General features: G+C 61.8%; 25 protein-coding genes. 12 read left to right on the top strand and 13 right to left on the bottom strand.

The window, feature by feature from the left end; genetic code table 11:
- Window positions 1-26 precede the first annotated feature (26 nt).
- Complete coding sequence (cysS, locus tag HJC00_RS21165) at window positions 27-1403, bottom strand: cysteine--tRNA ligase (RefSeq protein WP_221164564.1); 1377 nt, start codon at window positions 1401-1403, stop codon at window positions 27-29.
- 320 nt (window positions 1404-1723) lie between these two features.
- Here cysS and HJC00_RS21160 point away from each other — a divergent pair, with 320 nt between their 5' ends.
- On the top strand, window positions 1724-2473 hold the full coding sequence (locus tag HJC00_RS21160; protein ID WP_210628450.1) for a GH25 family lysozyme: 750 nt from the start codon (window positions 1724-1726) through the stop codon (window positions 2471-2473).
- A gap of 9 nt (window positions 2474-2482) precedes the next feature.
- Here the strand turns inward: HJC00_RS21160 and HJC00_RS21155 are convergent, their stop codons facing one another.
- The 4 genes from HJC00_RS21155 to radA all read right to left on the bottom strand — a co-directional run bounded on the left by HJC00_RS21155 (window position 2483) and on the right by radA (window position 7132).
- Complete coding sequence (locus tag HJC00_RS21155; RefSeq protein ID WP_210628449.1) at window positions 2483-3223, bottom strand: SDR family NAD(P)-dependent oxidoreductase; 741 nt, start codon at window positions 3221-3223, stop codon at window positions 2483-2485.
- Between the two features lie 78 nt (window positions 3224-3301).
- Window positions 3302-4792, bottom strand: coding sequence for an amidophosphoribosyltransferase (gene purF, locus HJC00_RS21150; RefSeq protein WP_221123411.1), 1491 nt, complete (start codon window positions 4790-4792; stop codon window positions 3302-3304).
- Between the two features lie 231 nt (window positions 4793-5023).
- Window positions 5024-5641: a CvpA family protein gene (locus tag HJC00_RS21145; protein ID WP_221164563.1), complete on the bottom strand. Its 618-nt coding sequence runs from the start codon at window positions 5639-5641 to the stop codon at window positions 5024-5026.
- 90 nt (window positions 5642-5731) lie between these two features.
- A complete protein-coding gene (gene radA, locus HJC00_RS21140; RefSeq protein ID WP_210628447.1) occupies window positions 5732-7132 on the bottom strand; it encodes a DNA repair protein RadA in 1401 nt (466 codons plus the stop codon).
- A 166-nt stretch (window positions 7133-7298) separates the two neighbouring features.
- On the opposite strand from radA, the gene HJC00_RS21135 reads away from it, so the two are divergent.
- Window positions 7299-7934 carry a LysE family translocator gene (locus HJC00_RS21135; protein WP_210631659.1) on the top strand — a complete coding sequence of 212 codons (636 nt, stop codon included), beginning with the start codon at window positions 7299-7301 and terminating at the stop codon, window positions 7932-7934.
- Window positions 7935-7943: 9 nt separating this feature from the next.
- On the opposite strand, the gene alr is transcribed toward HJC00_RS21135, so the two are convergent.
- Window positions 7944-9107 carry an alanine racemase gene (gene alr, locus HJC00_RS21130; RefSeq protein WP_221164562.1) on the bottom strand — a complete coding sequence of 388 codons (1164 nt, stop codon included), beginning with the start codon at window positions 9105-9107 and terminating at the stop codon, window positions 7944-7946.
- Between the two features lie 190 nt (window positions 9108-9297).
- On the opposite strand from alr, the gene HJC00_RS21125 reads away from it, so the two are divergent.
- The 3 genes from HJC00_RS21125 to HJC00_RS21115 all read left to right on the top strand — a co-directional run bounded on the left by HJC00_RS21125 (window position 9298) and on the right by HJC00_RS21115 (window position 11190).
- On the top strand, window positions 9298-10119 hold the full coding sequence (locus HJC00_RS21125) for an AraC family transcriptional regulator (RefSeq protein ID WP_210628444.1): 822 nt from the start codon (window positions 9298-9300) through the stop codon (window positions 10117-10119).
- A 67-nt stretch (window positions 10120-10186) separates the two neighbouring features.
- Entirely contained in the window at window positions 10187-10891 is a 705-nt protein-coding gene (locus tag HJC00_RS21120; RefSeq protein ID WP_210628443.1) for an AzlC family ABC transporter permease, read from the top strand.
- Window positions 10888-11190: an AzlD family protein gene (locus HJC00_RS21115; RefSeq protein WP_221164561.1), complete on the top strand. Its 303-nt coding sequence runs from the start codon at window positions 10888-10890 to the stop codon at window positions 11188-11190. Before HJC00_RS21120 ends, HJC00_RS21115 begins: the two co-directional genes overlap by 4 nt.
- 24 nt (window positions 11191-11214) lie before the next feature.
- Here the strand turns inward: HJC00_RS21115 and HJC00_RS21110 are convergent, their stop codons facing one another.
- The 7 genes from HJC00_RS21110 to HJC00_RS21080 all read right to left on the bottom strand — a co-directional run bounded on the left by HJC00_RS21110 (window position 11215) and on the right by HJC00_RS21080 (window position 18816).
- Window positions 11215-12711 carry a replicative DNA helicase gene (locus HJC00_RS21110; protein WP_011424771.1) on the bottom strand — a complete coding sequence of 499 codons (1497 nt, stop codon included), beginning with the start codon at window positions 12709-12711 and terminating at the stop codon, window positions 11215-11217.
- A gap of 374 nt (window positions 12712-13085) precedes the next feature.
- Window positions 13086-13664, bottom strand: a complete 579-nt coding sequence (gene rplI, locus HJC00_RS21105) for a 50S ribosomal protein L9 (RefSeq protein WP_210628441.1) — start codon at window positions 13662-13664, stop codon at window positions 13086-13088.
- 22 nt (window positions 13665-13686) lie between these two features.
- Window positions 13687-14673: a DUF2232 domain-containing protein gene (locus tag HJC00_RS21100; protein WP_210628440.1), complete on the bottom strand. Its 987-nt coding sequence runs from the start codon at window positions 14671-14673 to the stop codon at window positions 13687-13689.
- Window positions 14674-14829: 156 nt separating this feature from the next.
- Window positions 14830-15078 carry a 30S ribosomal protein S18 gene (gene rpsR, locus HJC00_RS21095; protein ID WP_004680498.1) on the bottom strand — a complete coding sequence of 83 codons (249 nt, stop codon included), beginning with the start codon at window positions 15076-15078 and terminating at the stop codon, window positions 14830-14832.
- A gap of 12 nt (window positions 15079-15090) precedes the next feature.
- A complete protein-coding gene (gene rpsF, locus HJC00_RS21090) occupies window positions 15091-15549 on the bottom strand; it encodes a 30S ribosomal protein S6 (protein WP_004680499.1) in 459 nt (152 codons plus the stop codon).
- 255 nt (window positions 15550-15804) lie between these two features.
- Window positions 15805-17580 (bottom strand): adenylate/guanylate cyclase domain-containing protein, encoded by a 1776-nt coding sequence (locus tag HJC00_RS21085; protein WP_221164560.1) that lies wholly within the window; start codon window positions 17578-17580, stop codon window positions 15805-15807.
- Between the two features lie 192 nt (window positions 17581-17772).
- On the bottom strand, window positions 17773-18816 hold the full coding sequence (locus tag HJC00_RS21080) for an aldo/keto reductase (protein ID WP_221164559.1): 1044 nt from the start codon (window positions 18814-18816) through the stop codon (window positions 17773-17775).
- 201 nt (window positions 18817-19017) lie between these two features.
- On the opposite strand from HJC00_RS21080, the gene fabD reads away from it, so the two are divergent.
- The 7 genes from fabD to gmk all read left to right on the top strand — a co-directional run bounded on the left by fabD (window position 19018) and on the right by gmk (window position 25532).
- Window positions 19018-19962 carry an ACP S-malonyltransferase gene (gene fabD, locus HJC00_RS21075; RefSeq protein ID WP_210628437.1) on the top strand — a complete coding sequence of 315 codons (945 nt, stop codon included), beginning with the start codon at window positions 19018-19020 and terminating at the stop codon, window positions 19960-19962.
- 30 nt (window positions 19963-19992) lie between these two features.
- Window positions 19993-20730 carry a 3-oxoacyl-[acyl-carrier-protein] reductase gene (gene fabG, locus HJC00_RS21070; protein WP_210628436.1) on the top strand — a complete coding sequence of 246 codons (738 nt, stop codon included), beginning with the start codon at window positions 19993-19995 and terminating at the stop codon, window positions 20728-20730.
- A 287-nt stretch (window positions 20731-21017) separates the two neighbouring features.
- A complete protein-coding gene (locus HJC00_RS21065; protein ID WP_003547058.1) occupies window positions 21018-21254 on the top strand; it encodes an acyl carrier protein in 237 nt (78 codons plus the stop codon).
- Between the two features lie 93 nt (window positions 21255-21347).
- The gene (gene fabF / locus HJC00_RS21060) at window positions 21348-22610 is read left to right on the top strand and encodes a beta-ketoacyl-ACP synthase II (RefSeq protein ID WP_210628435.1); all 1263 of its coding nucleotides are present in this window, start codon (window positions 21348-21350) and stop codon (window positions 22608-22610) included.
- Between the two features lie 131 nt (window positions 22611-22741).
- Window positions 22742-23959 (top strand): endolytic transglycosylase MltG, encoded by a 1218-nt coding sequence (mltG, locus tag HJC00_RS21055; protein ID WP_210628434.1) that lies wholly within the window; start codon window positions 22742-22744, stop codon window positions 23957-23959.
- 19 nt (window positions 23960-23978) lie between these two features.
- Window positions 23979-24866, top strand: coding sequence for a YicC/YloC family endoribonuclease (locus HJC00_RS21050; RefSeq protein ID WP_221147311.1), 888 nt, complete (start codon window positions 23979-23981; stop codon window positions 24864-24866).
- 3 nt (window positions 24867-24869) lie between these two features.
- A complete protein-coding gene (gene gmk / locus HJC00_RS21045; RefSeq protein ID WP_210628432.1) occupies window positions 24870-25532 on the top strand; it encodes a guanylate kinase in 663 nt (220 codons plus the stop codon).
- Window positions 25533-25654: the final 122 nt, after the last annotated feature.

Here is a 25654-nt window from a genome sequence, read left to right as displayed (position 1 = left end):
AGGGGTATTTGCGGCAACTTCGCCGATCACCGCTTGACCTCCCACGTCGTCACCCGCTCGCCGGTCACCACATCCTTACCGTCCTTCAGCTGGATGCCCTTTGCCGTCAGCTCGTCGCGAACCTTGTCTGCCTCGGCGAAGTTTTTCGCCTTCAGCATTTCGAGACGCATAGCGACCAGCGCATCGACCGCTGCTGCGAAGGCTTCATCGATTTCGACCTTCTTCGGCAGCACTCCGAGGAGCGCCGCACTTGCGGCGAAGACGGCATCGTTGCCGGATTGCGCCAGCGCATGCAGCGCTTGCACCGCCGCGACCGTATTGAGGTCGTCGGCAAGGGCATGGAGCACGGCCTCGTCAGGCTCGGCATCGCCGGCTTCCGTCGCAGGCCACTTGGCGAGCAGGCGTTCGGCCTCTTCCAGCCGTTTGATAGAGAAATCGATCGGCTCGCGGTAGTGCGTCATCAGCATGGCAAGACGCAGCACTTCGCCCGGCCATTTGCGGCCGCCGAAGGTTTGCGTGTGCAGCAGCTCGTGGATGGTGATGAAATTGCCCTCGGATTTCGACATCTTGCGGCCCTCGACCTGCACGAAGCCGTTGTGCATCCAGACATTCGCCATCACCTCGGTCCCGTGGGCGCAGCGCGACTGGGCGATCTCGTTTTCATGATGCGGGAAGATCAAGTCCAGCCCGCCGCCGTGAATGTCGAAGACATCGCCGAGGTAGCGCCGGCTCATCGCGGAGCACTCGATATGCCAGCCGGGCCGGCCGCGGCCCCAGGGGCTCTCCCAGCCGGGTTCGTTGTGGCTCGAGAGCTTCCAGAGCACGAAATCGCCCGGGTACTTCTTGTGCGCATCGACGGCGACGCGGGCGCCGGCCTGCTGTTCGTCGAGCGGCCGCTTCGAGAGCTGGCCGTAATCGGCCATGGATCTGGTGTCGAACAGCACTTCGCCTGCCGCCACATAGGCATGCCCGTTGCCGATCAGCTTTTCGATGATCTGGATCATCTCGGCGATATTGTCGGTGGCGCGCGGCTCGACATTCGGCTCGAGGCAGCCGAGTTCGGCGACATCCGCGTGAAACTGTGTCTCGGTCTTTTCGGTGACCGCGCGGATCGCGTCGTTCAGCGGCAGCTCCGGATGATCTCTGAGCGCCCGCGCATTGATCTTGTCGTCGACGTCGGTGATGTTGCGGGCGTAGGTGACGTGATCTCTGCCATAGACATGGCGCAGCAGCCGGAACAGCACGTCGAAGACGATGACCGGCCGGGCATTGCCGATATGGGCGAAATCATAGACCGTCGGGCCGCAGACATACATGCGGACATTGTCGGGGTCGATCGGCGCGAAGACCGATTTTTCCCGCGTCAGCGTGTTGTACAGCCTCAGTTTCGGCGTGCGGCCCATTTCACTCTCCCAAATGCACGATCAGAAAAATATCGCGACCGGCAGGCCGGGGCGTTTCGCATCTTGACTATTGGGGAGACGAAAACGGCCAGGCCAGCGCGTGCGCTAGCGAATAATCTTTCCGCAGATAATGCAGATAACCGTTTTCATGCCGCGTTTTATGGCGCGGGAATGACGTTTGGTCAAGAGGGGCGAGGAAGGATCGGCGGCAACTGGAACGACCTCTCCGATGCCGTGCGTCCCCTGAGGCTTGTCTGCCATTTTCGTGGCGCAAATCGCGTATAGCCGCTTCAAAAGCTGCTGAAAACACGGGGGAATGAGTGGCAAGCGTTGTTCGATGGACGATCGGTGCGGCTGCAATTCTGGTGGTCGCATCCGCCGCATATTTCGCATACGATTTCGGCATGCTTCGCTTCAACTATCCGTCCTTATCGCAGTATCCAATCCAAGGCATCGATGTCAGCCATCACCAGGGCGACATTGATTGGAAGACGGTGGCCGCGCAGCCGAACGTGCGTTTTGCAATCATGAAGGCGACCGAAGGCGGCGATCACAAGGATTCGAGATTTGCCGAGAACTGGCAGCGTGCCGGAGATGCTGGGGTGGTGAGAGGCGCCTACCATTTCTTCACCTTCTGCCGCCCGGGCAGGGAACAGGCGCAGAATGTACTGGCGACGGTGCAGAAGGCGCCGCGCACCCTGCCTATCGCCATCGATCTGGAATTCGTCGGCAATTGCAACAAGGTCCCGACGGTCGATGAGATGGCGACGGAGGTGAATGCCTTCGTCACCGAACTGAAAGCCATCTTTCCGGAAAAGCCGATCTTCTACGTCACGCAGGAATTCTTCGATCAATATCTGAAGGGCAATGAGGCCCGCTTCCCCGAGCACTACCTCTGGCTGCGAAGCGTGTTCGACGAGCCGACGCAGGAGGGGTGCAATCGCTGGTCGATCTGGCAATTTGCCGACAATGGCGCCCTGGACGGCATCCGGGGACCAGTGGACCTCAATGTCCTATGCCCCGCCGAAACAGATTTCGCACATCTGTTCCCGGCCGTTGCCGCGAACTGAAGCGTCCGTTTATTCCGGCAGGCGGTAGTCGACGAGCTTGTTCTCGCGCACGATGAACAGCTTGCCCGTCTCTGTCACGCCCGGACCGAGCAACGGCAGGATCGCCTTGGCGACCTCGGAAGGATGCGGCAGCGTCTGCGCATCTTCGCCCGGCACGGCCTGCGCCCGCATCGCCGTGCGGGTGGCGCCCGGATCGACGCTGGTGATGCGCAGCGGCGTCGATTGGCTCTCGCCGGCCCATGTCCGGGCCAGTGCCTCGACAGCGGCCTTGGAGGCGGAATAGGCGCCCCAGAAGGGCCTGCACTTGTGGGCCGCGCCCGAGGAGAGGATCACGGCGCGGCCGGCATCCGAGCGGGCGAGCAGCGGATCGACCGAGCGGATCAGCCGCCATGTCGCCGTCACGTTGATGGTCATCACCTTCTCGAACACCTTCGCTTCGATATGGCCGATCGGCGAGATGACGCCGAGCACGCCGGCATTGGCGACGAGGATGTCGAGCTTGCCCCAGCGCTCAAAGATCGAGCCGCCGAGCGCGTCGATCGCGTTCATGTCGGCAAGGTCGAAGGGCACGAGGGTCGCACTGCCGCCGACGGCTTTGATCGCATCGTCGAGATCCTCCAGTCCGCCGACCGTGCGCGCGCAGGCAATGACATGGGCGCCAGCTTTGGCAAGCTCCAGGGCTGTGAAGTAGCCGATGCCGCGCGACGCACCGGTGACGAGTGCGATCCTGCCCTCAAGATTGATGTTCATCTGCCCGGTTCCGGATTTGCTTGCGAAGGTGAGGGGCGCAATAGGCCCCTCGGAAGCGAAAGTCAAAGCGGCAGCGGCTCAGCCGTTGCTGGCAAGCATCGAAAGCTTGTTGCCCATGGATTCGCCGTTCTTGTCGAGCAGCCGGGTCGGATAGTCACCGGTGAAGTAGTGGTCGGTGAACTGCGGGCGGGCCGGGTTGCGGTCCTCGCCGCCGACGGCGCGGTAAAGCCCGTTGATCGACAGGAAGGCAAGCGAATCCGCACCGATATATTTGGCCATGGCTTCGACGTCGGCATACTGATTGGCGAGCAGCTTGTCGGCGTCGGGCGTATCGATTCCGTAGAAATCCGGGAAAAAGATCATCGGACTGGCGACGCGGATATGGACTTCGCGCGCACCGGCCTCGCGGATCATCTGTACGATCTTCAGCGACGTAGTACCGCGCACGATGGAATCGTCGACCAGTACCACGCGCTTGCCTTCGATCATCGCCCGGTTGGCGGAATGCTTCAGCTTGACGCCGAAGGCGCGGATCTGCTGCGTCGGCTCGATGAAGGTGCGGCCGACATAGTGGTTGCGGATGATGCCGTATTCGAACGGGATGCCGCTTTCCTGCGCATAGCCGAGAGCCGCGGGCGTGCCGCCATCCGGCACCGGCACGACGACATCGGCATCGACAGGCGATTCCTTGGCGAGGTTCATGCCCATGTTCTTGCGCGTCGTATAGACGTTGCGGCCGCCGACGACCGAATCCGGACGGGCGAAATAGACATATTCGAACAGGCAGAGACGCTCCGGTTGCGGCTTGCTGGGCTTGCGGGCATCGACGCTGATCGAGCCGTCAGCCTGGATTTCGCAGATGATGACCTCGCCGTTTTCCACGTCGCGGATGAACTTGGCGCCGATGATGTCCAGCGCGCAGGTTTCCGAGCAGAAGATCGGCTTGCCGTCGAGTTCGCCCATGACAAGCGGGCGGATGCCGGTGGGGTCGCGTGCGGCAATCAGCTTGGTGCGGGTCATGGCAAGCATCGAATAGCCGCCTTCCATTTGGCGGATGGCGTCGATGAACCGGTCGGATGTCGAAGCATGGCGCGACCGGGCGATGAGATGCAGGACGACCTCGGTATCGGACGTCGATTGACAGATGGCGCCAGTTGCGATGATCTGGCGGCGCAGCGTCAGGCCATTGGTGAAATTGCCGTTATGGGCAATGGCGATGCCGCCTTCCTCCAGTTCGGCAAAAAGCGGCTGCACGTTGCGCATCGCCACTTCGCCTGTCGTCGAATAGCGCGTGTGGCCGATCGCTATGCTGCCGGGCAGGCGGGCCAGCGTCATCGGATTGGTATAGTGATCGCCGACCAGGCCCATATGACGCTCCTGATAGAAGCGCTTGCCGTCGAAGGAGACGATGCCGGCTGCCTCCTGTCCGCGGTGCTGCAGGGCATGCAGCCCGAGAGCCGTGAGAGCTGCGGCATCGGGATGGCCCAGAATTCCGAAAACACCGCATTCTTCATGCAGCGTATCTCCGTCGAGCGGATCGTCGATTGGGAAGGAATGGGACTGGTTCATTTCTGCGGGCCTCTGCTCTCACAAGAATGGATCGGCATTTCCAATATCATATACCGGAAACCTGGCAGCTTTCCGATAACGTCATGCTGAACGACATTTGCTTTCAAAGCTCGTTTTCCGGCTCTGAAACGGCTGAGGCCCGGCGGAGCTGGAATGCCCGGCCGGACCTTAACTTTACGTCCCGCTCAAATGGCAATTGCCGGACGGCGGGTCAAGCTCTTGAACACTGCGTCAATTCGCCGGCTGCAGCGCGCTGCCTGCAGGCGCGTCTTCCGCCGGCGCTTGATCGGCCGCCGGCGGCGTGGCGCCTTCGCTGCCCTGTGCCGGCGACTGCATCTTATCACGGAAGCTCGCCTGTATCATCTGGGCGAATTGCTCCGGCAGCACCGCCTTCAGCTTTACGACCATAGAGTCCAGGAAGGGCTTCGACTTGGCTTCGTTGACCCAGGCCGGTCGATGGTCGACATCGACAAGCCAGTTCCAGAAGGCGACGGCGACCACCATCAGCAGCAGGCCGCGGGCCGCGCCGAACAGGAAGCCGAGCGTGCGGTCGAGGGCGCCGATGCGGCTGTCGATGATGAAATCGGCGATCTTCATGGTAATGAAGGAGATGACGATGAGCGCGATCAGGAAGACGACGGCTGCCGAACCGGCGATCGCGATGCGGTCGTCATCGGTATATTTCTTCGCATAGGGGAGCAGGTAGGGATAGAGGTAATAGGCGGCGGCGGCCGAACCGCCCCAGCTCGCGATCGAAAGGATCTCCCGCGAAAAGCCGCGGACCATCGCCAGCACGGCGGAGAAGAGCACGACGCCGATGACAATACCGTCGAAAATCGTAATGGGCATGTAAATTCAACTCCAGGACTGCCGCTCGGCGGCCGAGTCGCGCCTTATCGTGTGCCTCCTATATCATCACCATTCCCGGCAATGAAAGGATCAAACCTCGTCTTCCACACGCAGCGCTCCCTTCGACCCGGCGATGCGCGCCACCAGATCCGGCAGGCTTTCGACCTCGCTCCATCGTCCGCCGGATCCCTTCGGCAGCTCGGCGGAGGCGGAAGGAAGCAGCGCTGCGGAAAAGCCCAGCTTCTCGGCTTCCTTGAGGCGCTGGGCAGTGTGCGCAACCGGCCGGATGGCGCCCGACAGGCTGACTTCGCCGAAATAGACGCAATCGGCAGGAAGGGCAATACCAGCAAGCGAGGAAACCAGCGCCGAGGCGACGGCGAGATCGGCCGCCGGTTCGGAGATGCGGTAGCCGCCGGCGATATTGAGATAAACGTCGTGCTGGCCGAGCCTGACGCCGCAATGAGCCTCCAGCACCGCCAGGATCATCGACAGCCGGGCCGAATCCCATCCAACCACCGCCCGCCGCGGCGTGCCGAGCGAGGTCGGCGCCACCAGCGCCTGCACCTCGACGAGCACCGGACGGGTGCCCTCCATGCCGGCAAAGACCGCAGCACCGGGGGATTTTTCGTTGCGCTCGCCGAGGAAGAGCTCGGAGGGATTGGCGACTTCGCGTAAGCCTTTGTCAGACATTTCGAAGACACCGATCTCATCGGTGGGTCCGAAGCGGTTCTTCACCGTGCGCAGGATGCGGTAGTGGTGGCCGCGATCGCCTTCGAAATAGAGCACGGCATCGACCATGTGCTCGACGACGCGCGGCCCGGCGATCTGCCCGTCCTTGGTCACATGCCCGACGAGCACCATGGCGGCTCCCGTCTGTTTGGCGAAACGGATCATCGACTGCACGCCGGTGCGCACCTGCGTCACCGTTCCCGGTGCGGAGTCGGCAAGTTCGCTCCACAGCGTCTGGATCGAATCGATGATGACGAGATCCGGCCGTTTGCCCTCGGCGAGCGTCGCCAGAATATCCTCGACATTGGTTTCGGCCGCCAGCATCACGTCGGTATCGGCCGCGGCAAGCCGCTGCGCCCGCAGCCGGACCTGCGCCACCGCCTCCTCGCCGGAGACATAGATGATCTTGTGGCCGCGCCGCGCCAGGGCGGCGGCCGCCTGCATCAGCAGCGTCGATTTGCCGATGCCGGGATCGCCGCCGATCAGCACCGCCGAGCCGCGCACGAAACCGCCGCCGAGCGCCCGGTCGAGCTCCGACATGGCGGTATGGATGCGCGGCGCCTCCTCGATCTCGCCCGACAGCGCCGTCAGCGTCACCGGCCGGCCCTTCTTCGGCGTCTTGCCGGGACCGGAGCCGATGCCGCCCATCGGGTCCTCCTCGACGATGGTGTTCCACTCGCCGCAATTGTCGCATTTGCCGGCCCAGCGGTTGTGAACCGCGCCGCAATTCTGGCAGATGAATTGTGTCTTGGCCTTCGCCATCAATCTTTCTTTCAGTCGCGTTCCACAAATGAAGCCATCGAATGCTTCATCGAATCATTGTCGTGCTCGAGATAATGGCTATCGCGATGGATCAAAACTAATGATTTCCCCATCAGCCTTCGCCGTGCCTATGCTTTTCGCCTGTGATCATCAGGAACGGTGGAAGATGTTCGACTATTCGCTCGCGCATTGGCTTGCATTTCTATCGGCGGCGGTTTTGCTGAACCTCTCGCCAGGCCCAGACATCGCCTTCATCCTTGGCCATACGATGAGAGGCGGGAAAAGCGCCGGTTTTTCCGCATTGTTCGGCGTCTGGTCAGGCGCCTGCCTGCATGTTCTGATGGCGGCATTGGGCCTTTCCGCGGTGCTTGCCGCCTCTGCCTTGGCATTCTCTGCGGTCAAATGGCTCGGTGCCGTTTATCTCGTCTGGCTGGGCATTCAAGCTCTGCGTGCCAGCGGCGACGGTGGCCTGATCAATGCCACTGGTGAGGAAATCCCGGCCGCAAGGATCTATCGGCAAGGAATCCTGGTGTCGCTGCTCAATCCGAAAGTGGCGATATTCTTCCTGGCATTCCTGCCGCAATTCGTTGCCGAGGGGGCAGGGCCGGCATGGGCCCAACTGATGCTGCATGGCGGACTCATCATCGCCGTCGCCGCCTTCATTGAACCGCCGCTCGTGCTCCTCGGAGGACGCCTTGCCGATGCGCTCAGGCGTAATGCGAAAATCCGACGATGGCTCGATCGCAGCCTCGGCGCGTTTTTCGTGGCGCTCGGTGTGCGTCTTGCCCTCAGCAGTCGATGACAGCGAGGCCTATTCCTCGGCGACGTAGCACCGTTCGTGGCGCAGCCCCATGCTGGTGAGGATCTCGTAGCCAATCGTGCCCGCCGCCCGCGCCACGTCGTCGAGGGGCATGTTCGTTCCGAACAGCTCGACATAATCGCCGGCGCGCACGGCGTTCTCGGGCAGGTCGGTGATATCGAAGATCGTCAGGTCCATGGTGATCCGGCCCGCGACCGGCACCCTGTGTCCGGCAATGAAGCCTTGCCCGCCCTGCGGCACCACCTGGCGCAGCGGTACGCCGCCGCTCGACTGGCTGCGCATATAACCATCGGCATAACCTGCGGACACGATCGCCAGCCGGCTTTCACGGCGAAGCTGCAGCGCTCGCCCGTAGCTGACGGTCTCGCCGGCCTCGACGGTGCGAACCTGGATGACGCGCGCTTCCGCGGTGGCAACCGGCCGCATCGGGTTGGCCATGCCGCAGACCGCCTCGCCGCCATAGAGCGAAATGCCGGGACGAGTCAGGTCGAAGTGATAGTCTGCGCCGAGAAAGATGCCGGCCGAGGCGGCAAGGCTTGAATCGATGCCTTCATACGCGGCCGCAACCCTACGGAATGATTCGAGTTGCTGCCGGTTCATGGCATGGCTGGGATCGTCGCCGCAGGCGAGGTGGCTCATGACCAGCACCGGCGCAAAGCTGGCCGGCCGCGAGACGTCGTCGGCAAGGGCAATGGCGTCGTCGATGCGCAGCCCCAGCCGATTGAAGCCGGTATCGACATGCAGCGCGCAGGGATAATCGCCATAATCGGCAAGCACTGCCATCCAGAAGGCGAGTTGTTCGTCGGACGAAATCACCGGCACAAGATCGTTCTCGAAGAAGCGCCGTTCGGCTCCCGGCCATATGCCCGAGAGCACGAAGATGCGCGCCTCCGGCGCATAGAGGCGAAGCGTCACGCCCTCGTCGACGGTCGCGACGAAAAAATCCCGGGCGCCCGCCAGGTAGAGCGCTTCGCCGGCATCCTCGATGCCCATGCCGTAGGCATCCGCCTTAACGACCGCGGCGGCGCGCGCTGCGCCCGAGCGGCGCGCCATGTCGCGCCAGTTCTCCGTCAGCGCGGTCAGGTCGACCGTCAGCCGCAGTCCTGCGGAAGCGAAAAGATCGTCGTCTTCGAAGGGGATGGGAAAATCTGTCATGAATCGCCGTGAAGAAATGGAAGGTAACCACCCGAACCAGTCTAAAGACGATTGTGGTCAAGGGAAAGCGCAGGCAGTCCACATACCACCCTTTGCCTCTTGTCCGATCACTTTTGTTCAAGACGCCTACCAGCTTCCGCGCTAATCTTAGCGGATGCACAACGTATCCCAGAAAGAGGCCGCGGAGGCCATGCCGCTTGCCAATGTGGAATCGGCCCGCTTCTGGCGGGATACCCGTTTCCGCGGCATGGAGTGCCTGAGCGCCACCTTTCTCACGCATGAGTATGCGCCGCATGCGCACGATACCTTCAGCATCGGCGCGATCGAAAGTGGCACTCAGATTGCCACCCTCAGCGGCAGGCGGGAGGAAACCGGGCCGGGCGATCTTTATCTGATCGATCCCGGTGTCATCCATGACGGCGCCCCGGGCGGTGAAGGCTACCGTTACCGTATGGTCTATCCCGACATGAAGCTGTTCGTCGATATTCTGGAGGATGTCACCGGCAAGGCCTTCCACGCGACGCCGTCCTTCGCCGGCGCGCTTCCACGCGATCCTGAGCTCGCCAATGCCTTTCATGCCGCCCATCGCACGCTCGAAAGGGGCGCGGGGGCGCTGGAGGCCGATGAAGGCATGTTCTCGGTGCTGGCAGCGATCTTTGCGCGTCACGGCAGCACGATTGTCGTGCCTGTCGATACGCAGGAGCGAAGCGCCGTCGCCCGCGCCCGCGAATACCTGGTCGAGAATTTCGAAAGCGATGTCGGCCTTGAGGAACTGGCGGGCGTGGCGGGATTGAGCCGCGCTCATCTCATCCGCGCCTTCCGCAAGGAATATCATATCACGCCGCACGCATTTCTGACGGATCGGCGCGTGCAGGTGGCCCGCCGGCTGCTGCGGCAGGGGCACATGCCGGCCGATATCGCGCTTGAATGCGGTTTTGCCGATCAGGCGCATTTCACCCGGCATTTCAAGGCGCGCACGGGGGTAACCCCCGGCCAATTCCGCCTGGGCTGATCACTTTCGTTCAATACAGCCATGGTGGGCTGGGCTAACCCTCCGCGATCTTGATCAGGAGATTGCCATGTTGCAGCACAGCCGGCCATCCAGCGAATTTCTCGCCGGAATGCGTGCCATTTTTCCGCTTGTTATCGCCGTCTTGCCGATCGGTCTCGTCTTCGGCGCGGTCGCCGCCACCAAGGGCCTTTCGCCGCTGGAAACGACACTGATGAGCGCGCTTGTTTTCGCAGGCGGTTCGCAATTCGTGGCGATGGACATCTGGACGCATCCGGCAAGCTGGGTCAGCGTCGGCTTCGCCGCCCTGCTCGTCAATATCCGCCATGTGCTGATGAGCGCGTCGATCGGCACGAAGATGCAGTGCTTCACCGGTGTCAAACGTTATATCGCCATGCTCTTCCTCGCCGACGAGCTCTGGGCCATGGCGGAATTCCGGGCCGGCAGCACGAAGCTGACACCCGCCTGGTATGCCGGAATCGTCATGCCCTTTTACCTCACCTGGGTCGGCTCTTCGCTGACAGGCGCACTGCTCGGCGCCTTTCTCGGCAATCCTGCCGTCATCGGCCTCGACTTCGCCTTTCCGGCCGTTTTCGTCGTGCTCGTCATGGGCTTCTGGAAGGGGCCTGAAACCGGCGCAGTCCTTGCTGCAAGCGGTGCCGCTTCCGTTGCTGTCCACCATTTCGTCCCGAGCGTCTGGTATATCGCCGCTGGTGCGCTGGCCGGTCTGGCAATGGCCCTCTGGCAGGGCAGGGCGCGGGAGCAGGCGGCATGACGCTCGACCTCAACACCTTTATCGCCATCCTCACGATGGCTGCCGCAACCGTCTTCACCCGCGTCAGCGGCCTCATCCTGATCCGGCATGTCGAGACCGACGAGCGCCGGACAACGGCGATCGAGGCCATTCCGCCGGCCGTGCTGATGGCCGTCATCGCCCCGACCGCCTTTGCGACCGGCTGGGCGGAGACGCTGGCCTGCGCGGCAACGGCAATCGCCGCACGCCGCCTGCCGATGCTTGCGACCGTCGTGGTCGGCGTCGCGACGGTTGCATTATTGCGGGCCGCAGGGCGCTGAAGAAAATCGACGCGGGAAACCGCGTCAATGTTCCTCGTATTGTATGAAGGAAGGATCTGCGAGATCGGCGAAGCGCGTGAATTCCGCCTGGAACGCGAGCTTCACCGTGCCCGTCGGTCCGTGACGCTGCTTGGCGATGATGACGTCGGCCGTGCCCTTCACCTTGTCGAACAGCGCTTCCCATTCCGGGTATTTGGGATCATGAGGATCGCGCGGCTCCTGGTTCTTGACGTAATATTCCTCGCGGAACACGAAGAGCACGACGTCGGCGTCCTGCTCGATCGAGCCGGATTCACGAAGATCGGAGAGCTGCGGGCGCTTGTCGTCGCGGCTTTCGACCTGACGCGACAGCTGCGACAGCGCGATGATCGGAACGTTGAGCTCCTTGCCGAGCGCCTTGAGGCCGGTGGTGATCTGGGTGATTTCCTGGACGCGGTTGTCGCTTGACTTGCCGGAGCCGGTCATCAGCTGCACGTAGTCGACCACGAGCACGTCGAGGCCGCGCTGGCGCTTGAGGCGGCGCGCCCGCGCTGAAAGCTGGGCGATGGAGATGCCGCCGGTCTGGTCGATATAGAGCGGCACCTTCTGCATCATCATCGAGCAGGCGACGAGCTTTTCGAAATCGGCATCGTTGATGTCGCCGCGACGGATCTTCGAGGAGGAGACTTCCGTCTGCTCGGAGATGATACGGGTGGCGAGCTGTTCGGACGACATTTCGAGCGAGTAGAAGCCGACGACGCCGCCGTTCTTGGCTTTCATGCTGCCGTCCGGCTGCACCTCGCCCTCATAGGCGGCAGCGATGTTATAGGCAATGTTGGTCGCAAGCGAAGTCTTGCCCATGCCGGGGCGTCCGGCGAGGATGATCAAGTCCGAACGCTGCAGGCCGCCCATCTTGGCATCGAGCGAATGGATGCCGGTGGAAATTCCGGAAAGGCCGCCGTCGCGTTCCTTGGCGACGGCCGCCATGTCGATCGCCAGCGCCACGGCGTCGTTGAAGGACTGGAAGCCGCCGTCGTAGCGGCCATTTTCGGCGAGCTCGAACAGCCGGCGCTCGGTATCCTCGATCTGCGACTGCGGCGGCATGTCGAGCGGCGCGTCATAGGCGATGTTGACGACGTCCTCGCCGATGGTGATCAGCGCCCGCCGCAGCGCGAGGTCGTAGATCGCCCGGCCGTAATCCTCGGCGTTGATAACGGTGACTGCATTACTGACAAGGCTCGCCAGATATTGCGAAACCGTCATGTCGCCGACTTTCTCGTCGGCCTTCAGGAAGGTCTTGATCGTTACCGGATTGGCGATCTTGCCCATGCGGATGATGTCGCCGGCGACCTCGAAGATCTTCCGGTGCAGCGGTTCGTAGAGGTGGATCGGCTTCAGAAAATCCGACACCCGGTAATAGGCGTCGTTGTTCATCAGGATGGCGCCGAGAAGCGCCTGCTCGGCTTCGATATTGTTGGGTGCTTCGCGGTAATGCTGCTCCGACGGAGCAACGGCTGCAATCTTTCGAGCGGCGTCGTTCATCATCATCCGTTCTGTCTTTTTCCAACTCCGGATTTGCAATTCCGGATGGAGAAAATCAAGGGGCTGCGACAGGAGCGGGGCTCGTCTCACTTAAATCCTGAACGCTGTGCCCATTGTTCGACTTCTCCACAGTCCCGGGCGACACAATTCAGAAATACTGGCAGTGTCACCCGCAGGACACGGTACGGAGCCGACTCAGCTCATCCGTTCCGGAGAAGGATATGTTAGCCCGATGGCATCGGGCACGCAGCAAAAACATCCGGGTATCCCCCGCTAAAAAGGCGACCGACGGCTGCGCGAACCCGGAACGCACGGAAAAGAAAAAGCCCGGCGCGGTGGCCGGGCTCTCCCTCTCGCGGACTGTCCGTCGAGAATTATGCTTCGTCTTCGTCTAGGCCGTCGGCTTCCGGATCGAAGAAATCTTCCGGACGCAGTGCGTCTTCGTCAACACCGTAGATCGCGTCGACCGAGGTGAGTTCTTCGCCCTTGGCCTGACGCTCTGCCTCTTCGGCAGAACGGGCAACGTTCAGCTCGATGTTGATTTCGACTTCGGCATGCAGCTGCAGCTCGACCTTGTGCAGGCCGATCGCCTTGATCGGCGTGTTGAGGTGAACCTGGTTGCGGCCGATGTTGAAGCCTTCCGCGGCGAGAACTTCGATAACGTCGCGGGCAGCGACCGAGCCGTAAAGCTGGCCGGTTTCGCCGGCGGAGCGTACGACGATGAAGGACTTGCCGTCGAGAACGTCGGCGACCTTCTGGGCTTCCGACTTGCGCTCGAGGTTACGGGCTTCGAGCGTCGCGCGCTCGGATTCGAAGCGAGCCTTGTTGGCGGCATTGGCGCGCAGCGCCTTGCCGAGCGGCAGCAGGTAGTTGCGGGCAAAGCCGTCGCGAACCTTTACGGTTTCGCCCATCTGGCCGAGCTTGGAGATGCGTTCGAGAAGGATGACTTCCATTTTCTTGTTCCTTTCTTGTGTCTCAGATTTTCGTGTCGGATTGTTTGGAGGTATCGGCATCTTTCGCCGGGGTGAGCGCGATCGCCTTGCGCGTATCGCTGAGACCCAGGACGAGGATGAGGAGAGCTGGCAGCAGCATGAGCATCGAAGCCAGGTAGCAGAGGATGAGGGCCGGTATGCGCCAGTCCTTTCCACGTGTGCGGAAATGCAGCGAGGCGAAGCCGGAGAGCATGAAACCGGCGCCGAAGGTGCCGATCACGGTCGCGCCGACGAGCGCTGGAACGCCGCCGAAGAAGCAGGCAGCAAGCCCGGCCAGAAAGATGAAGATCGAATTGCGGTTCATGCGCAGCGACGAAGGAATATCCTCGCGCGGCCGAAGGCCCCGGCCGGATGCGGCGACGATGCGCACGGCGAAATAATAGGCGGCAAACAGCATGCTGACCCACATGCCGCCCTGCACGGCCGGCAGCATCAGCAGGATAAGCGATTTGGTCTGCGCGGTTGCCGCCGGATCGGGCATGAATTCCGGCTGCTGCTGTTTGACCGAGGTGATCAGCAGATCGACGATCGGGTCGGTGATATCAGGCCCATAGCCGATCATCACGCCGATGACGATGACGGCAAGCGTCACCAGTCCGCACAGATGCAGCAGGATATCGGAGAGCGGATACCAGGCAAGCAGATGGTCGGGGCCGCCGAGTTCGGAGGCGGGACGCGCGAGATTGGCGAGATGGCTCAGCCAGCCGGCCGGCAGCAGCGTCACCAGCGTCATGATGAGCGCGAAAGACGGGGAGATGAGGACCGCACCAAGCGCCGCTCCCATGACGACGGCCGAAATCGCGGCGGCATTGCCCCAGCCAAGCCCGACGATCAGAATCGGCAGCGCCGAGGCCGTGTAGAGCAGCGCGCTGAAAAACGACGGCTGCATGCTCGCGCCCAACACCAGCAGGGCGGCGGTCAATCCGGCGAGTGCGCCGATCAGCAGCGTTTTAAGATCCGGTCGTTTCAAGGTCGCTGTCCTGCTTCATCAAGCAGTTAGAGGCTGTTGCTGAATCGAATTCAGAAACGTCTCAACATGGGTTTTAAGAATTCCGATCCGCGCCCATCGCGAAAGGGAGAAGGGAAGGCACGAATGCCTTCCCTTAAATGTCATCACATCGGCCGATCAGGCGACGACGTAAGGCAGCAGGCCGAGGAAACGCGCGCGCTTGATCGCCTGGGCGAGTTCGCGCTGCTTCTTCTGGGAAACGGCCGTGATGCGGGACGGAACGATCTTGCCGCGCTCGGAAATGTAGCGCTGCAGCAGACGTACGTCCTTGTAGTCGATCCGCGGTGCGTTTGCGCCGGAGAACGGGCAGGTCTTGCGGCGGCGATGGAACGGACGACGGACCGGTGCGGAGGAAGCTTCAGACATTCTTATATCTCCTTATGCACGGTCTTCGCGGGGAGCGCGGTCCGGACGCGGGCCACGCTGGAAATCGCCGTCGCGGCGCGGCGGACGGTCGCCGAATTCGCGACGCGGGCCACGATCGCCACCTTCGCGCGGGCCGCGATCGTCGCGGTCGCGCTTCTGCAGCATGGCAGACGGGCCTTCTTCGTGCTTTTCGACGGCGATGGTCATGTAGCGAAGAACGTCTTCGCTGATGCGCATCTGACGTTCCATTTCCTGGATCGCTGCTGCCGGTGCATCGATGTCCATCAGGGCGTAGTGTGCCTTGCGGTTCTTCTTGATGCGATAGGTGAGGGACTTGAGGCCCCAGTTTTCGATGCGCCCGACCTTGCCGCCGTTAGCTTCGATCACACCCTTGTACTGTTCTACGAGGGCATCGACCTGCTGAGCGGAAATATCCTGCCGGGCAAGGAATACATGTTCATAAAGAGCCATGACAGCTTTGCCTTTCTTGCGTTTGGTTCAACCCGATATTCGGCGGCTAAGCCTCAACGACTGCTCCTGATTGGGCGGGCCCAGGCAAGAAAAGCGTTTCCGAGACGGTCGAGAGCGGAGACACGGGAGGCTGGAACGCTTCCGTTCCGAACGATTTCCAAGCGGAAACCGGCCCTCCGTTCAGCCACCAGCCAGAAGACCGGGTTAACGAACAGCGCGGCTTATACGGATTTTTGCGCGAAACGCAAGGGACAGTCAGCATTGTTCTCGCGGCGAGTTCAACAAAGGTAGTCCTGCTTTGCGTAAACCGTCGACGAAATGGTCGTAGTGGTTGGTGGCGACATAGGGTGTCAGAAACTTCCAGTAGTGTTCGAGGTCCGTCGGTGCGTGTGCTAGAATTTCCGGTATTAGCCGCCGCGCTTCGTCGTGGCGATCGAGCTGTCCTAGACTCGCGAGGAGCACGAGTCGGTTGAAATAAGCACGGCGGAGCGACAGTCCGCGTTCGGAATAGTGAGTAGCCTCCTCGTAGTTGCTGAGATGGTAATGGGACAACGCTAGTCGGTCGAAAAAGTGATAGGTAAAGGGGTCATGCGGACTAAGCCGCAGGGCCATGTGCAGCGGGTCGCAGGCTTCGGCGAAATGGCCGGCGAAAATGCGAGCCCATCCGAGCGCCATGTGCGCGAGTGCAAAATTGGGGTTGAGATCGATCGCCTGCTGGGACGCCTCGACCGCGGCTGGAGCGTTATGAGCCGCAAAATGGCCGAGGCACATAACATAATGAGAGTAGGGATCGCGCGGGTCGAGCGCGACAGCACGTTCTGCCTCGAGGCGAAGTTCAGTACTGTCCCTGTCGACGTCGTCGCTGAAGCCGCGGAGACAGCGGGCGTAGAGCGAGCGGGCCAACATCATGTGGGCGCGCGCAAAGCTGGGATCGAGTTCGATGGCTCGCCGATGCCAGATGATGGCCTCGCTGAAATGCTCGGCCGTATCCTGTGCGTTATGCAGCCAGGTGCCGCGCATGTGGCTCTCGTAGGCATCGAGGTTGTCCGTGGTTCGCAGCAACGCACGGCGGCTTTCGCCGATAAGGATTTCAGGCTCGATGGCACCGACGACGTTTTGGGTAAGTTCGTCCTGAATGGCGAAGATATCGGCGATTTCACGGTCGTAGCGTTGTGCCCAGAGGTGCACGCCGCTTTCCGCCTCGATCAGCTGGCCTGTGACGCGAATACGCATCCCGACCCTGCGCACGCTGCCTTCTACGATATAGCGCACGCCGAGATCGCGCCCGATTTGCTTCACATCAACCGCGCGTCCCTTAAACACAAAGGACGAGTTCTGAGCGATGACGAAAAACCAGCGATAAAGCGAGAGCGCCGTGATGATGTCTTCGGTCAAGCCATCGGCGAAGAACTCCTGCTCCGGGTCATCGGACATGTTGACGAAGGGTAATACGGCGATCGAGGGTTTGTCAGGCAGTCTGAGTGGTCCGCCGAGCACCCCCGCTTCAACAGGGTCCTCGCGGCTCCAGTCAACCCGATGCACGGGCACCGGGCGGGGAATGTTTTTCAGTGTGCGATCGCCCATCGACACGAGCGGAAAGTCCAGCTTGCCCTCGATCTGCTCCCGCAAAGCACCGGAAACACAGATACCTGAAGGCAGCGCCACTTCTTGAAGGCGGGCGGCGACGTTCACGCCGTCGCCAAGCAAGTTATCTCCGGAGACGACGACATCGCCGAGGTTGAGCCCAAGGCGGAACTCCATGCGTCGATCCACAGGCAGGTCCGCATTTCGGCGATGGAGGGCGCGCTGGATCGCGACGGCTGCACGGACGCCTTGCACTGCGCTGTGGAATTCGGCGACCATGCTATCTCCGGCGCTGCCGAAAATCCGCCCGCCATGCTCGCGCACCAGATCACCGATGGTGGCGCCATAGACACTGAGTGTCGCAAGGGCGTCTTCCTCGTTGGCTGCAACAAGGCGACTGTAACCGGCAACGTCGCCGGCAAGTATCACTGCGAGCTTTCGTTCCACGGGGTGAGCGCTCCTGCGGCGCTGCCGGCACTATATAAATCTAGCTGAAATGCCGAGAACGGAGAAGCGAAATCGCCTCCGGAGCTTGACCTCGTCGTTGCAGTGCGTGGTGCGAGGGCCAGGCGATGTACGCTCCGCCGGGAGCGGATCCGACCACGAATGGCCGCATCGATTGTGGGATGTCCGTTTGCCTCACATCGGCATCGGGTACTGGCGGTGAACCTTTTCGATTTCAGCCAAAACCTCGATCGACAGCTTGAGATTGACGGAACTCAGGTCAGTATCGAGCTGCTCCATCGACGTCGCGCCGATGATGACCGACGTCATGAAGGGCCTTGATCGGCAGAAGGCAAGCGCCATGGCTGTCGGATTGAGGCCGTACCGGGCTGCGAGCGCCACATAGGCCTTGGTCGCCGGCTCCTGCAGCGGCTGCAACCGGCCGCCGATATCGGGGTTGATCGACGCGCGCGAACCCTTCGGTCTCAGACCATCGACATATTTGCCGGTCAGGATACCGCCGGCGAGCGGCGAATAGGCAAGCAGCCCGACATCCTCGTGATGCGAGAGTTCGGCGAGATCGAGGTCGAAATGGCGGTAGAGCAGATTGTACTCGTTCTGTACGCTGGCGACGCGCGGTAGACCCTTCTGTTCTGAGAGCGTCAGATATTTCTGGATGCCCCAGGTGGTTTCGTTCGAAAGGCCGATCGCGCGAATCTTGCCTTCCTTCACCAGCGCGCCCAGTGTTTCCATGATCTCGACCATATTGGCGACAGCCTTGTCTCGATCCTGGGTGAAGGGATTGTAGCTCCAGTTCTGACGGAAGTGGAAATGGCCGCGGTTCGGCCAGTGGATCTGGTAGAGGTCGACGTAATCCGTCCTCAGCCGTTTCAGGCTGGCCTCGAGCGCCTGGCGGATGTTCTTTGCATCCGCGCCTTCGCCGCCGCGCAGATAATCGCGGCCGCGGCCGGCGACCTTGGTCGCAAGCACGATATTTCGACGCTTGCCCGATTTGCTGAACCAGCTGCCGATATAGTCTTCGGTCCAGCCCTGTGTTTCGGGCGAAACCGGTGTGGTTGGGTAGAGTTCGGCGGTATCGAAGAAATTCACGCCCTTCTCGACGGCGTAGTCCATCTGCGCATGAGCGTCGGCTTCGCTGTTCTGCGAGCCCCAAGTCATGGTGCCGAGGCAGATTTCTGAGACGGAAATGTCGGTTCGGCCTAGGGAATTGTACTTCATGGAAAAACCTTGGGAGAGAGAGGGAAGCCTTGGAAGGGTCTGGGCAAATCTAGGCCGGATTTGACGGAGCGCAAGAGCAAAATCCGGGCTTTTGCGCGGGCGCGAAAGGCTTTGCGGAGAATGGCGCGCCACTTGACTCTGCCGGAAAGAATGTCAATTGGAGGCAAAACAGCCTTGAGGGGCACAGTCAGGGACATGAACATGACCATCGCTTTCACTTTTCCCGGCCAGGGCAGCCAGGCCGTCGGCATGGGCAAGGATCTCGCCGAGAATTTCGCCGAAGCCCGCGCCGTTTTCGAAGAGGTTGACGAGGCACTTGGTGAAAAGCTTTCCGATGTCATGTTCAACGGGCCTGAGGACACGTTGACCTTGACGGCGAACGCCCAGCCGGCGCTGATGGCGGTATCGATCGCCGTCGTCCGTGTTCTGCAGGCCAGGGGGCTGGATCTGAAGTCCAATGTTGCCTACGTCGCCGGCCACTCGCTCGGCGAATATTCGGCACTCTGCGCCGCCGGCACTTTTTCGCTCGCCGATACGGCGCGGCTGCTGCGTATTCGCGGCAATGCCATGCAGGCGGCCGTCCCCGTCGGCGTCGGCGCCATGGCCGCGATCATCGGCCTCGAACATGCCGATGTCGTTGCCGCCTGCGAGGAGGCGGCCGCCATCGGCGCCTGCCAGATCGCCAACGACAATGGCGGCGGCCAGATCGTCATCTCGGGCGAGAAGGCAGCTGTCGAAAAGGCCGCCGGGCTTGCGACCGACAAGGGCGCCAAGCGCGCCATCCTGCTGCCGGTCTCCGCTCCCTTCCATTCCAAGCTGATGGCGCCTGCGGCCGAGGCCATGCGCGCGGCGCTGGTAACGGTCGCCAAGTCCGATCCGGTCGTGCCGCTGATCGCCAATGTCCGCGCCGCGCCGGTGACCGGCGCCGACGAGATCGCCAGCCTCCTGGTCGAGCAGGTGACCGGCCAGGTCCGCTGGCGCGAGACGGTGGAATGGTTCGCCGCAAACGGCGTCACGACGCTTTACGAGCTCGGTTCCGGCAAAGTGCTGACCGGCCTTGCCCGCCGCATCGACAAGACAATCAACGGCGTCTCGGTCAATGGTCCCTCGGATATCGACACGACCGTCGCCGCCCTCATGGCCTGATTGATATCTCCAGATATAAGGAACCTTTCCATGTTCGATCTTTCCGGCCGCAAGGCTCTCGTCACCGGCGCATCGGGCGGTATCGGCGAGGAAATCGCTCGCCTTCTTCATAAGCAGGGCGCCATCGTCGGTCTGCACGGCACCCGTGTCGAGAAGCTGGAAGCGCTGGCGGCCGAGCTCGGCGAGCGCGTGAAGATCTTCCCGGCCAACTTGTCGGACCGTGACGAGGTGAAGGCGCTCGGCCAGAAGGCCGAGGCCGAGCTCGAAGGTGTCGATATCCTCGTCAACAATGCCGGCATCACGAAGGACGGCCTGTTCGTGCGCATGAGCGACGAGGACTGGGATGCGGTTATCGAGATCAATCTGACGGCGACCTTCCGCCTGACGCGCGAGTTGACGCATCCGATGATGCGCCGCCGCTATGGCCGTATCATCAACATCACCTCCGTCGTCGGCGTCACCGGCAATCCGGGCCAGGCCAATTACTGCGCCTCCAAGGCTGGCATGATCGGTTTCACCAAGTCCTTGGCGCAGGAAATTGCCACCCGTAACGTGACGGTCAACTGCGTCGCGCCCGGCTTCATCGAAAGCGCCATGACCGGCAAGCTGAACGACAAGCAGAAGGAAGCGATTATGGGGGCGATCCCGATGAAGCGCATGGGCACCGGCGGCGAGGTCGCTTCGGCTGTTGCCTACCTTGCATCCTCCGAAGCCGCCTACATGACAGGCCAGACGCTGCACGTAAACGGCGGCATGGCGATGATCTGAAACGACAAACTGTTGGCACGGGGATATTTCCCGCAATAGCATGTTGAGCAATCACGAAGCGTTGATTTTCTGGCTTTGCGGCAGGCTTAAACCATGTTAAGCGGGCCAATGACTGTGAACAGTCGTCCCGAGAAAGCAGACGGACCGGCGGGCTTTTCGCAAGCCTGGGACATCTCTGAAGCCGGGTGAACGAGTTTGCCGAGGATGTCTGAAAACATCGCAGGCTGAAACAGGGTAGGGATGCCGCAACGGCATTCCGATCAGGACATAAGGTCGAGGAAACCGACATGAGCGATATCGCAGAACGCGTAAAGAAAATTGTTATTGATCATCTTGGCGTTGATGCCGACAAGGTCGTCGAGAGCGCCAGCTTTATCGACGATCTGGGCGCTGACTCGCTCGACACGGTCGAACTTGTCATGGCATTCGAAGAAGAATTCGGCGTCGAAATTCCTGACGACGCAGCCGACTCGATCCTGACGGTCGGTGATGCAGTGAAGTTTATTGAGAAGGCCCAGGCCTGATCCTATATATTTGAGAAAGGGCGGGCCTGGAGTCCGCCCTTTTCTTTTCGGCATATTTCTCCATAGAACATAAGAGACGGGGGAAAGCACGCGATGAGACGTGTCGTCATCACCGGTACCGGCATGGTATCACCCTTGGGATGCGGAACTGAGGTGGCGTGGTCGCGGCTGCTTGCCGGCCAGAACGGCGCTCGTCTTGTAACCGAATTCGAAGTCGACGACCTTCCCGCCAAGATCGCCTGCCGTATCCCGATCGGTGACGGTACCGACGGCACCTTCAGTGCCGATCAGTGGATGGAGCCGAAGGAGCAGCGCAAAGTCGATCCCTTCATCATCTTCGGCATGGCCGCCGCCGATATGGCGCTCGCCGATGCCGGGTGGCATCCCGAAACCGATGAGGATCAGATTGCCACCGGCGTGTTGATCGGCTCCGGCATCGGCGGCATCGAAGGCATCGTCGAGGCGGGTTACACCTTGCGTGACAAGGGCCCGCGCCGCATCTCCCCCTTCTTCATTCCCGGCCGCCTGATCAACCTCGTTTCCGGCCAGGTTTCAATCCGCCACAAGCTGCGCGGACCCAATCATTCGGTCGTCACCGCCTGCTCGACGGGCGCGCATGCGATCGGCGATGCCGCGCGGCTGATCGCGCTTGGTGACGCCGACGTCATGGTCGCCGGCGGCACGGAATCTCCCGTCAGCCGCATTTCGCTGGCGGGATTTGCCGCCTGCAAGGCGCTGTCGACCCAGCACAATGACGAGCCGCAGAAGGCTTCGCGCCCCTATGACCGCGATCGCGACGGCTTCGTCATGGGCGAGGGCGCCGGCATCGTCGTGCTCGAAGAGCTGGAGCATGCCACAGCCCGCGGCGCCAAGATCTACGCCGAGATCGTCGGCTACGGCCTATCGGGTGACGCCTATCACATTACCGCGCCTTCCGAAGACGGCGAGGGTGCCGGCCGCTGCATGGCGATGGCGCTGAAGCGCGCCGGGCTGACGCCGGCCGACATCGATTACATCAACGCCCACGGTACTTCGACCATGGCCGACACGATCGAGCTCGGCGCGGTCGAGCGCCTGGTCGGCAACGCGGCGTCGAAGATCTCCATGTCCTCGACCAAGTCGGCGACGGGACACCTTCTCGGTGCTGCCGGCGCGATCGAGGCGATCTTCGCGACACTTGCCATCCGTGACAATATCGCGCCGCCGACGCTCAATCTCGACAATCCCGAACGCGAAACGGCGATCGATCTTGTTCCGCACAAGGCGCGTGAGCGAGAAATCAATGTGGCGCTGTCCAACTCGTTCGGATTCGGTGGCACAAATGCATCGCTCGTGCTGCGCCGATACGCACAATAAGGGTACCGTCGTAGCAGGCCGGGTGAAAGCACAACGACCGGCAGCGGCTTCGTTGAACGGCGGCAGAACCTGCTTTTGCCGCATTGCTTCGCGAAATAGCGGAATGAGGGCTGAGTTATAGAGGATTGCCGGTGAGCGATACGACGAACCAGAGCAACGACACCCAGGCGCAGAAGGGACCGATCATCCCGAAGTCGCCGAGCGAAGCCCTGCGTCCGGAACGTGTTCCGGAGCCGCCGAAACGCTCCAGGAACGCCCGCAGCCAGATCGTTCTTTTCCTGAACTTCATCATGACGATGACGGTGCTGGTCTGCGTCCTCGCCGTCATCGGCTTCTACTACGCGACCTCGACCTATCAGAGCCCGGGCCCGCTGCAGACCAACACCAATTTCATCGTCCGCAACGGTGCGGGTCTGGCGGAAATCGCCACGAACCTCGAGCGCAACGCGATCATCTCCGACGCCCGTATTTTCCGATATCTGACGGCGACTCATCTTTCCGCCGGCGAGAGCCTGAAGGCCGGCGAATATGAGATCAAGGCGAGAGCCTCCATGAGCGATATCATGGAGCTGCTGAAATCGGGCAAGTCCATCCTCTATTCGGTGTCCTTTCCGGAAGGCCTGACGGTCCGCCAGATGTTCGACCGCATGCTGCAGGATCCGGTCCTGGAGGGCGACCTGCCGGCCGCGTTGCCGGCAGAAGGCAGCCTGCGTCCGGACACCTACAAATTCTCGCGCGGCACCAAGCGCTCGGAAATCATCGAGCAAATGGCGGCTGCGCAGCAGAAGCTCGTCGATCAGATCTGGGATAAGCGCGACGCCTCGCTGCCGCTGCGATCCAAAGAGGAATTCGTGACCCTCGCTTCGATCGTCGAAAAGGAGACCGGTATTCCAGACGAACGTGCCCATGTCGCCTCCGTTTTCCTGAACCGGCTTGGCAAGGGCATGCGTCTGCAGTCGGATCCGACGATCATCTATGGGCTGTTCGGTGGGCAGGGAAAACCAGCCGACCGGCCGATCTACCAGTCGGACCTGAAGCGGGACACGCCTTACAATACCTATGTCATCAAGGGCCTGCCGCCGACGCCGATCGCCAATCCCGGCAAGGATGCGCTGGAAGCCGTTGCCAACCCTTGGAAGACCCAGGATCTCTATTTCGTCGCCGACGGCACCGGCGGCCACGTCTTTGCCGCGACGCTCGAGGAGCACAATGCCAACGTCAAGCGCTGGCGCAAGCTCGAGGCCGACAAGGGTTCGGATCCGAACATCGCCGTCGACGGCCAGCCGGAAGAGCAGCCGGGCGACAACGGCGCGACTGTCGTGCCGCCGAAGAAAAAGAAGATCAATTGACAGTTTTCGGGAGGCTCGGATGGCTTTGCAGTCCATGACCGGTTTTGCGCGGCGCGAGGGAACGAGCGGCCGCTGGCGCTGGGCATGGGAGCTGCGCTCGGTGAATGGCAAGGGTTTCGACCTGCGCCTGCGCCTGCCGCCCGGCCTCGAACGCATGGAGGCGGAGGTCCGCCGCCTTGCCGGCGAAACCTTCAGCCGCGGCAACCTGCAGGCATCCCTATCGGTCACTGCCGACGAGAACCGTTTCGAGGCGGTGCTGAACAAAGAGGCGCTCGCTGCCGTGCTTGCCATGCGCGAGCAACTGGTTGACGTGATCGATCCTGCGCCGTTGAAGCTCGATACGCTGCTTCTCGTGCGCGGCATCGTGGAGTTCCGTGAAGGCGAGGATGGCGAGGAGGCGCTTGCCGCCCGTGACGCAGAAATTATTGCCGGCCTGCTCGCCGCGCTTGCCGATCTCAAGGCAATGCGCGCACAGGAAGGGGCGGCGCTCTCCCGCATCCTTCTCGATCACGTCGCGACGATCGAGGGTCTGACCCGGACGATCGAGATGGATTCCTCACGTTCGCCGGCTGAGATCGCGGCTAGGCTTGCGGCACAGGTCGCCTTGCTGATGGACGGCATGGCCGCCCTCGACCGTGACCGGCTGCACGCCGAGGCCGCTTTATTGGCGACGAAGGCGGATCTGCGCGAAGAAATCGATCGCCTGAAGGCACATATCGCCGCCGCGCGCGATCTCCTGGAGAAAGGCGGGCCTGCCGGGCGCCGGCTGGACTTCCTTGCACAGGAATTTAACCGAGAATCGAATACCATCTGCTCCAAGTCGAATGCCTCGGCGGTCACTGCCGCCGGCATCGAACTGAAAGTCGTGATCGACCAGTTCCGCGAGCAGGTCCAGAATTTGGAGTAGGACATGAAACCGGCGAAATCCTCGCCCGTACAGATCGCCCGTCGCGGTCTGATGCTTGTAATTTCGTCGCCATCCGGCGCCGGCAAGTCCACAATTGCGCGCACGCTTCTGGAGACCGACAAGCATATCGGCCTCTCCGTCAGCGTCACCACGCGCCAACGCCGCCCGAGCGAGGTCGAAGGCGTGCATTACCATTTCAAAAGCGTGCGCGAGTTCGAGCGGTTGCGCGATAGCGACGCACTGCTCGAATGGGCCGAAGTGCATGGCAATTTCTACGGTACGCCGCGCGAGCCGGTCGAGCAGGCCATGGCCGAAGGTCGCGATATGCTCTTCGATATCGATTGGCAGGGCGCCCAGCAGTTACAGGAGAAGATGTCGGCCGACGTCGTCTCGATCTTCGTGCTGCCGCCGACCATGACGGAGCTCCAGTCGCGACTGCATCGCCGTGCCGAGGATTCCGAGGCGGTCATTCAGACGCGTCTGGCCAACAGCCGCGCCGAGATTGCCCACTGGCGCGAATATGATTATGTCATCGTCAATGACGATCTCAACACCGCCTTCGACGCCGTCCAGTCGATCGTCAAGGCCGAACGCCTGCGCCGTGACCGCCGCCACGGCATGTTCGATTTCGTCCGCGAATTGCTGGAAGAGACGCCGTCGCTCTAGCGAGCCGATTGCGCGAGTTCGTGTCCTGATGCGGCGCTCGCCGGTGACAGCCAGGTCGACACTGGAATTCGCTGACATCAGGTTTGAGACAGCATCGCGCCAGGTCACCTACCACGGCATTG

The organism is Rhizobium sp. NLR22b, from assembly GCF_019685295.1.
GTDB lineage: Bacteria > Pseudomonadota > Alphaproteobacteria > Rhizobiales > Rhizobiaceae > Rhizobium.
The sequence above is the reverse complement of the archived record's forward strand: the minus strand, read 5'-3'. Positions and strand labels throughout refer to the sequence as shown.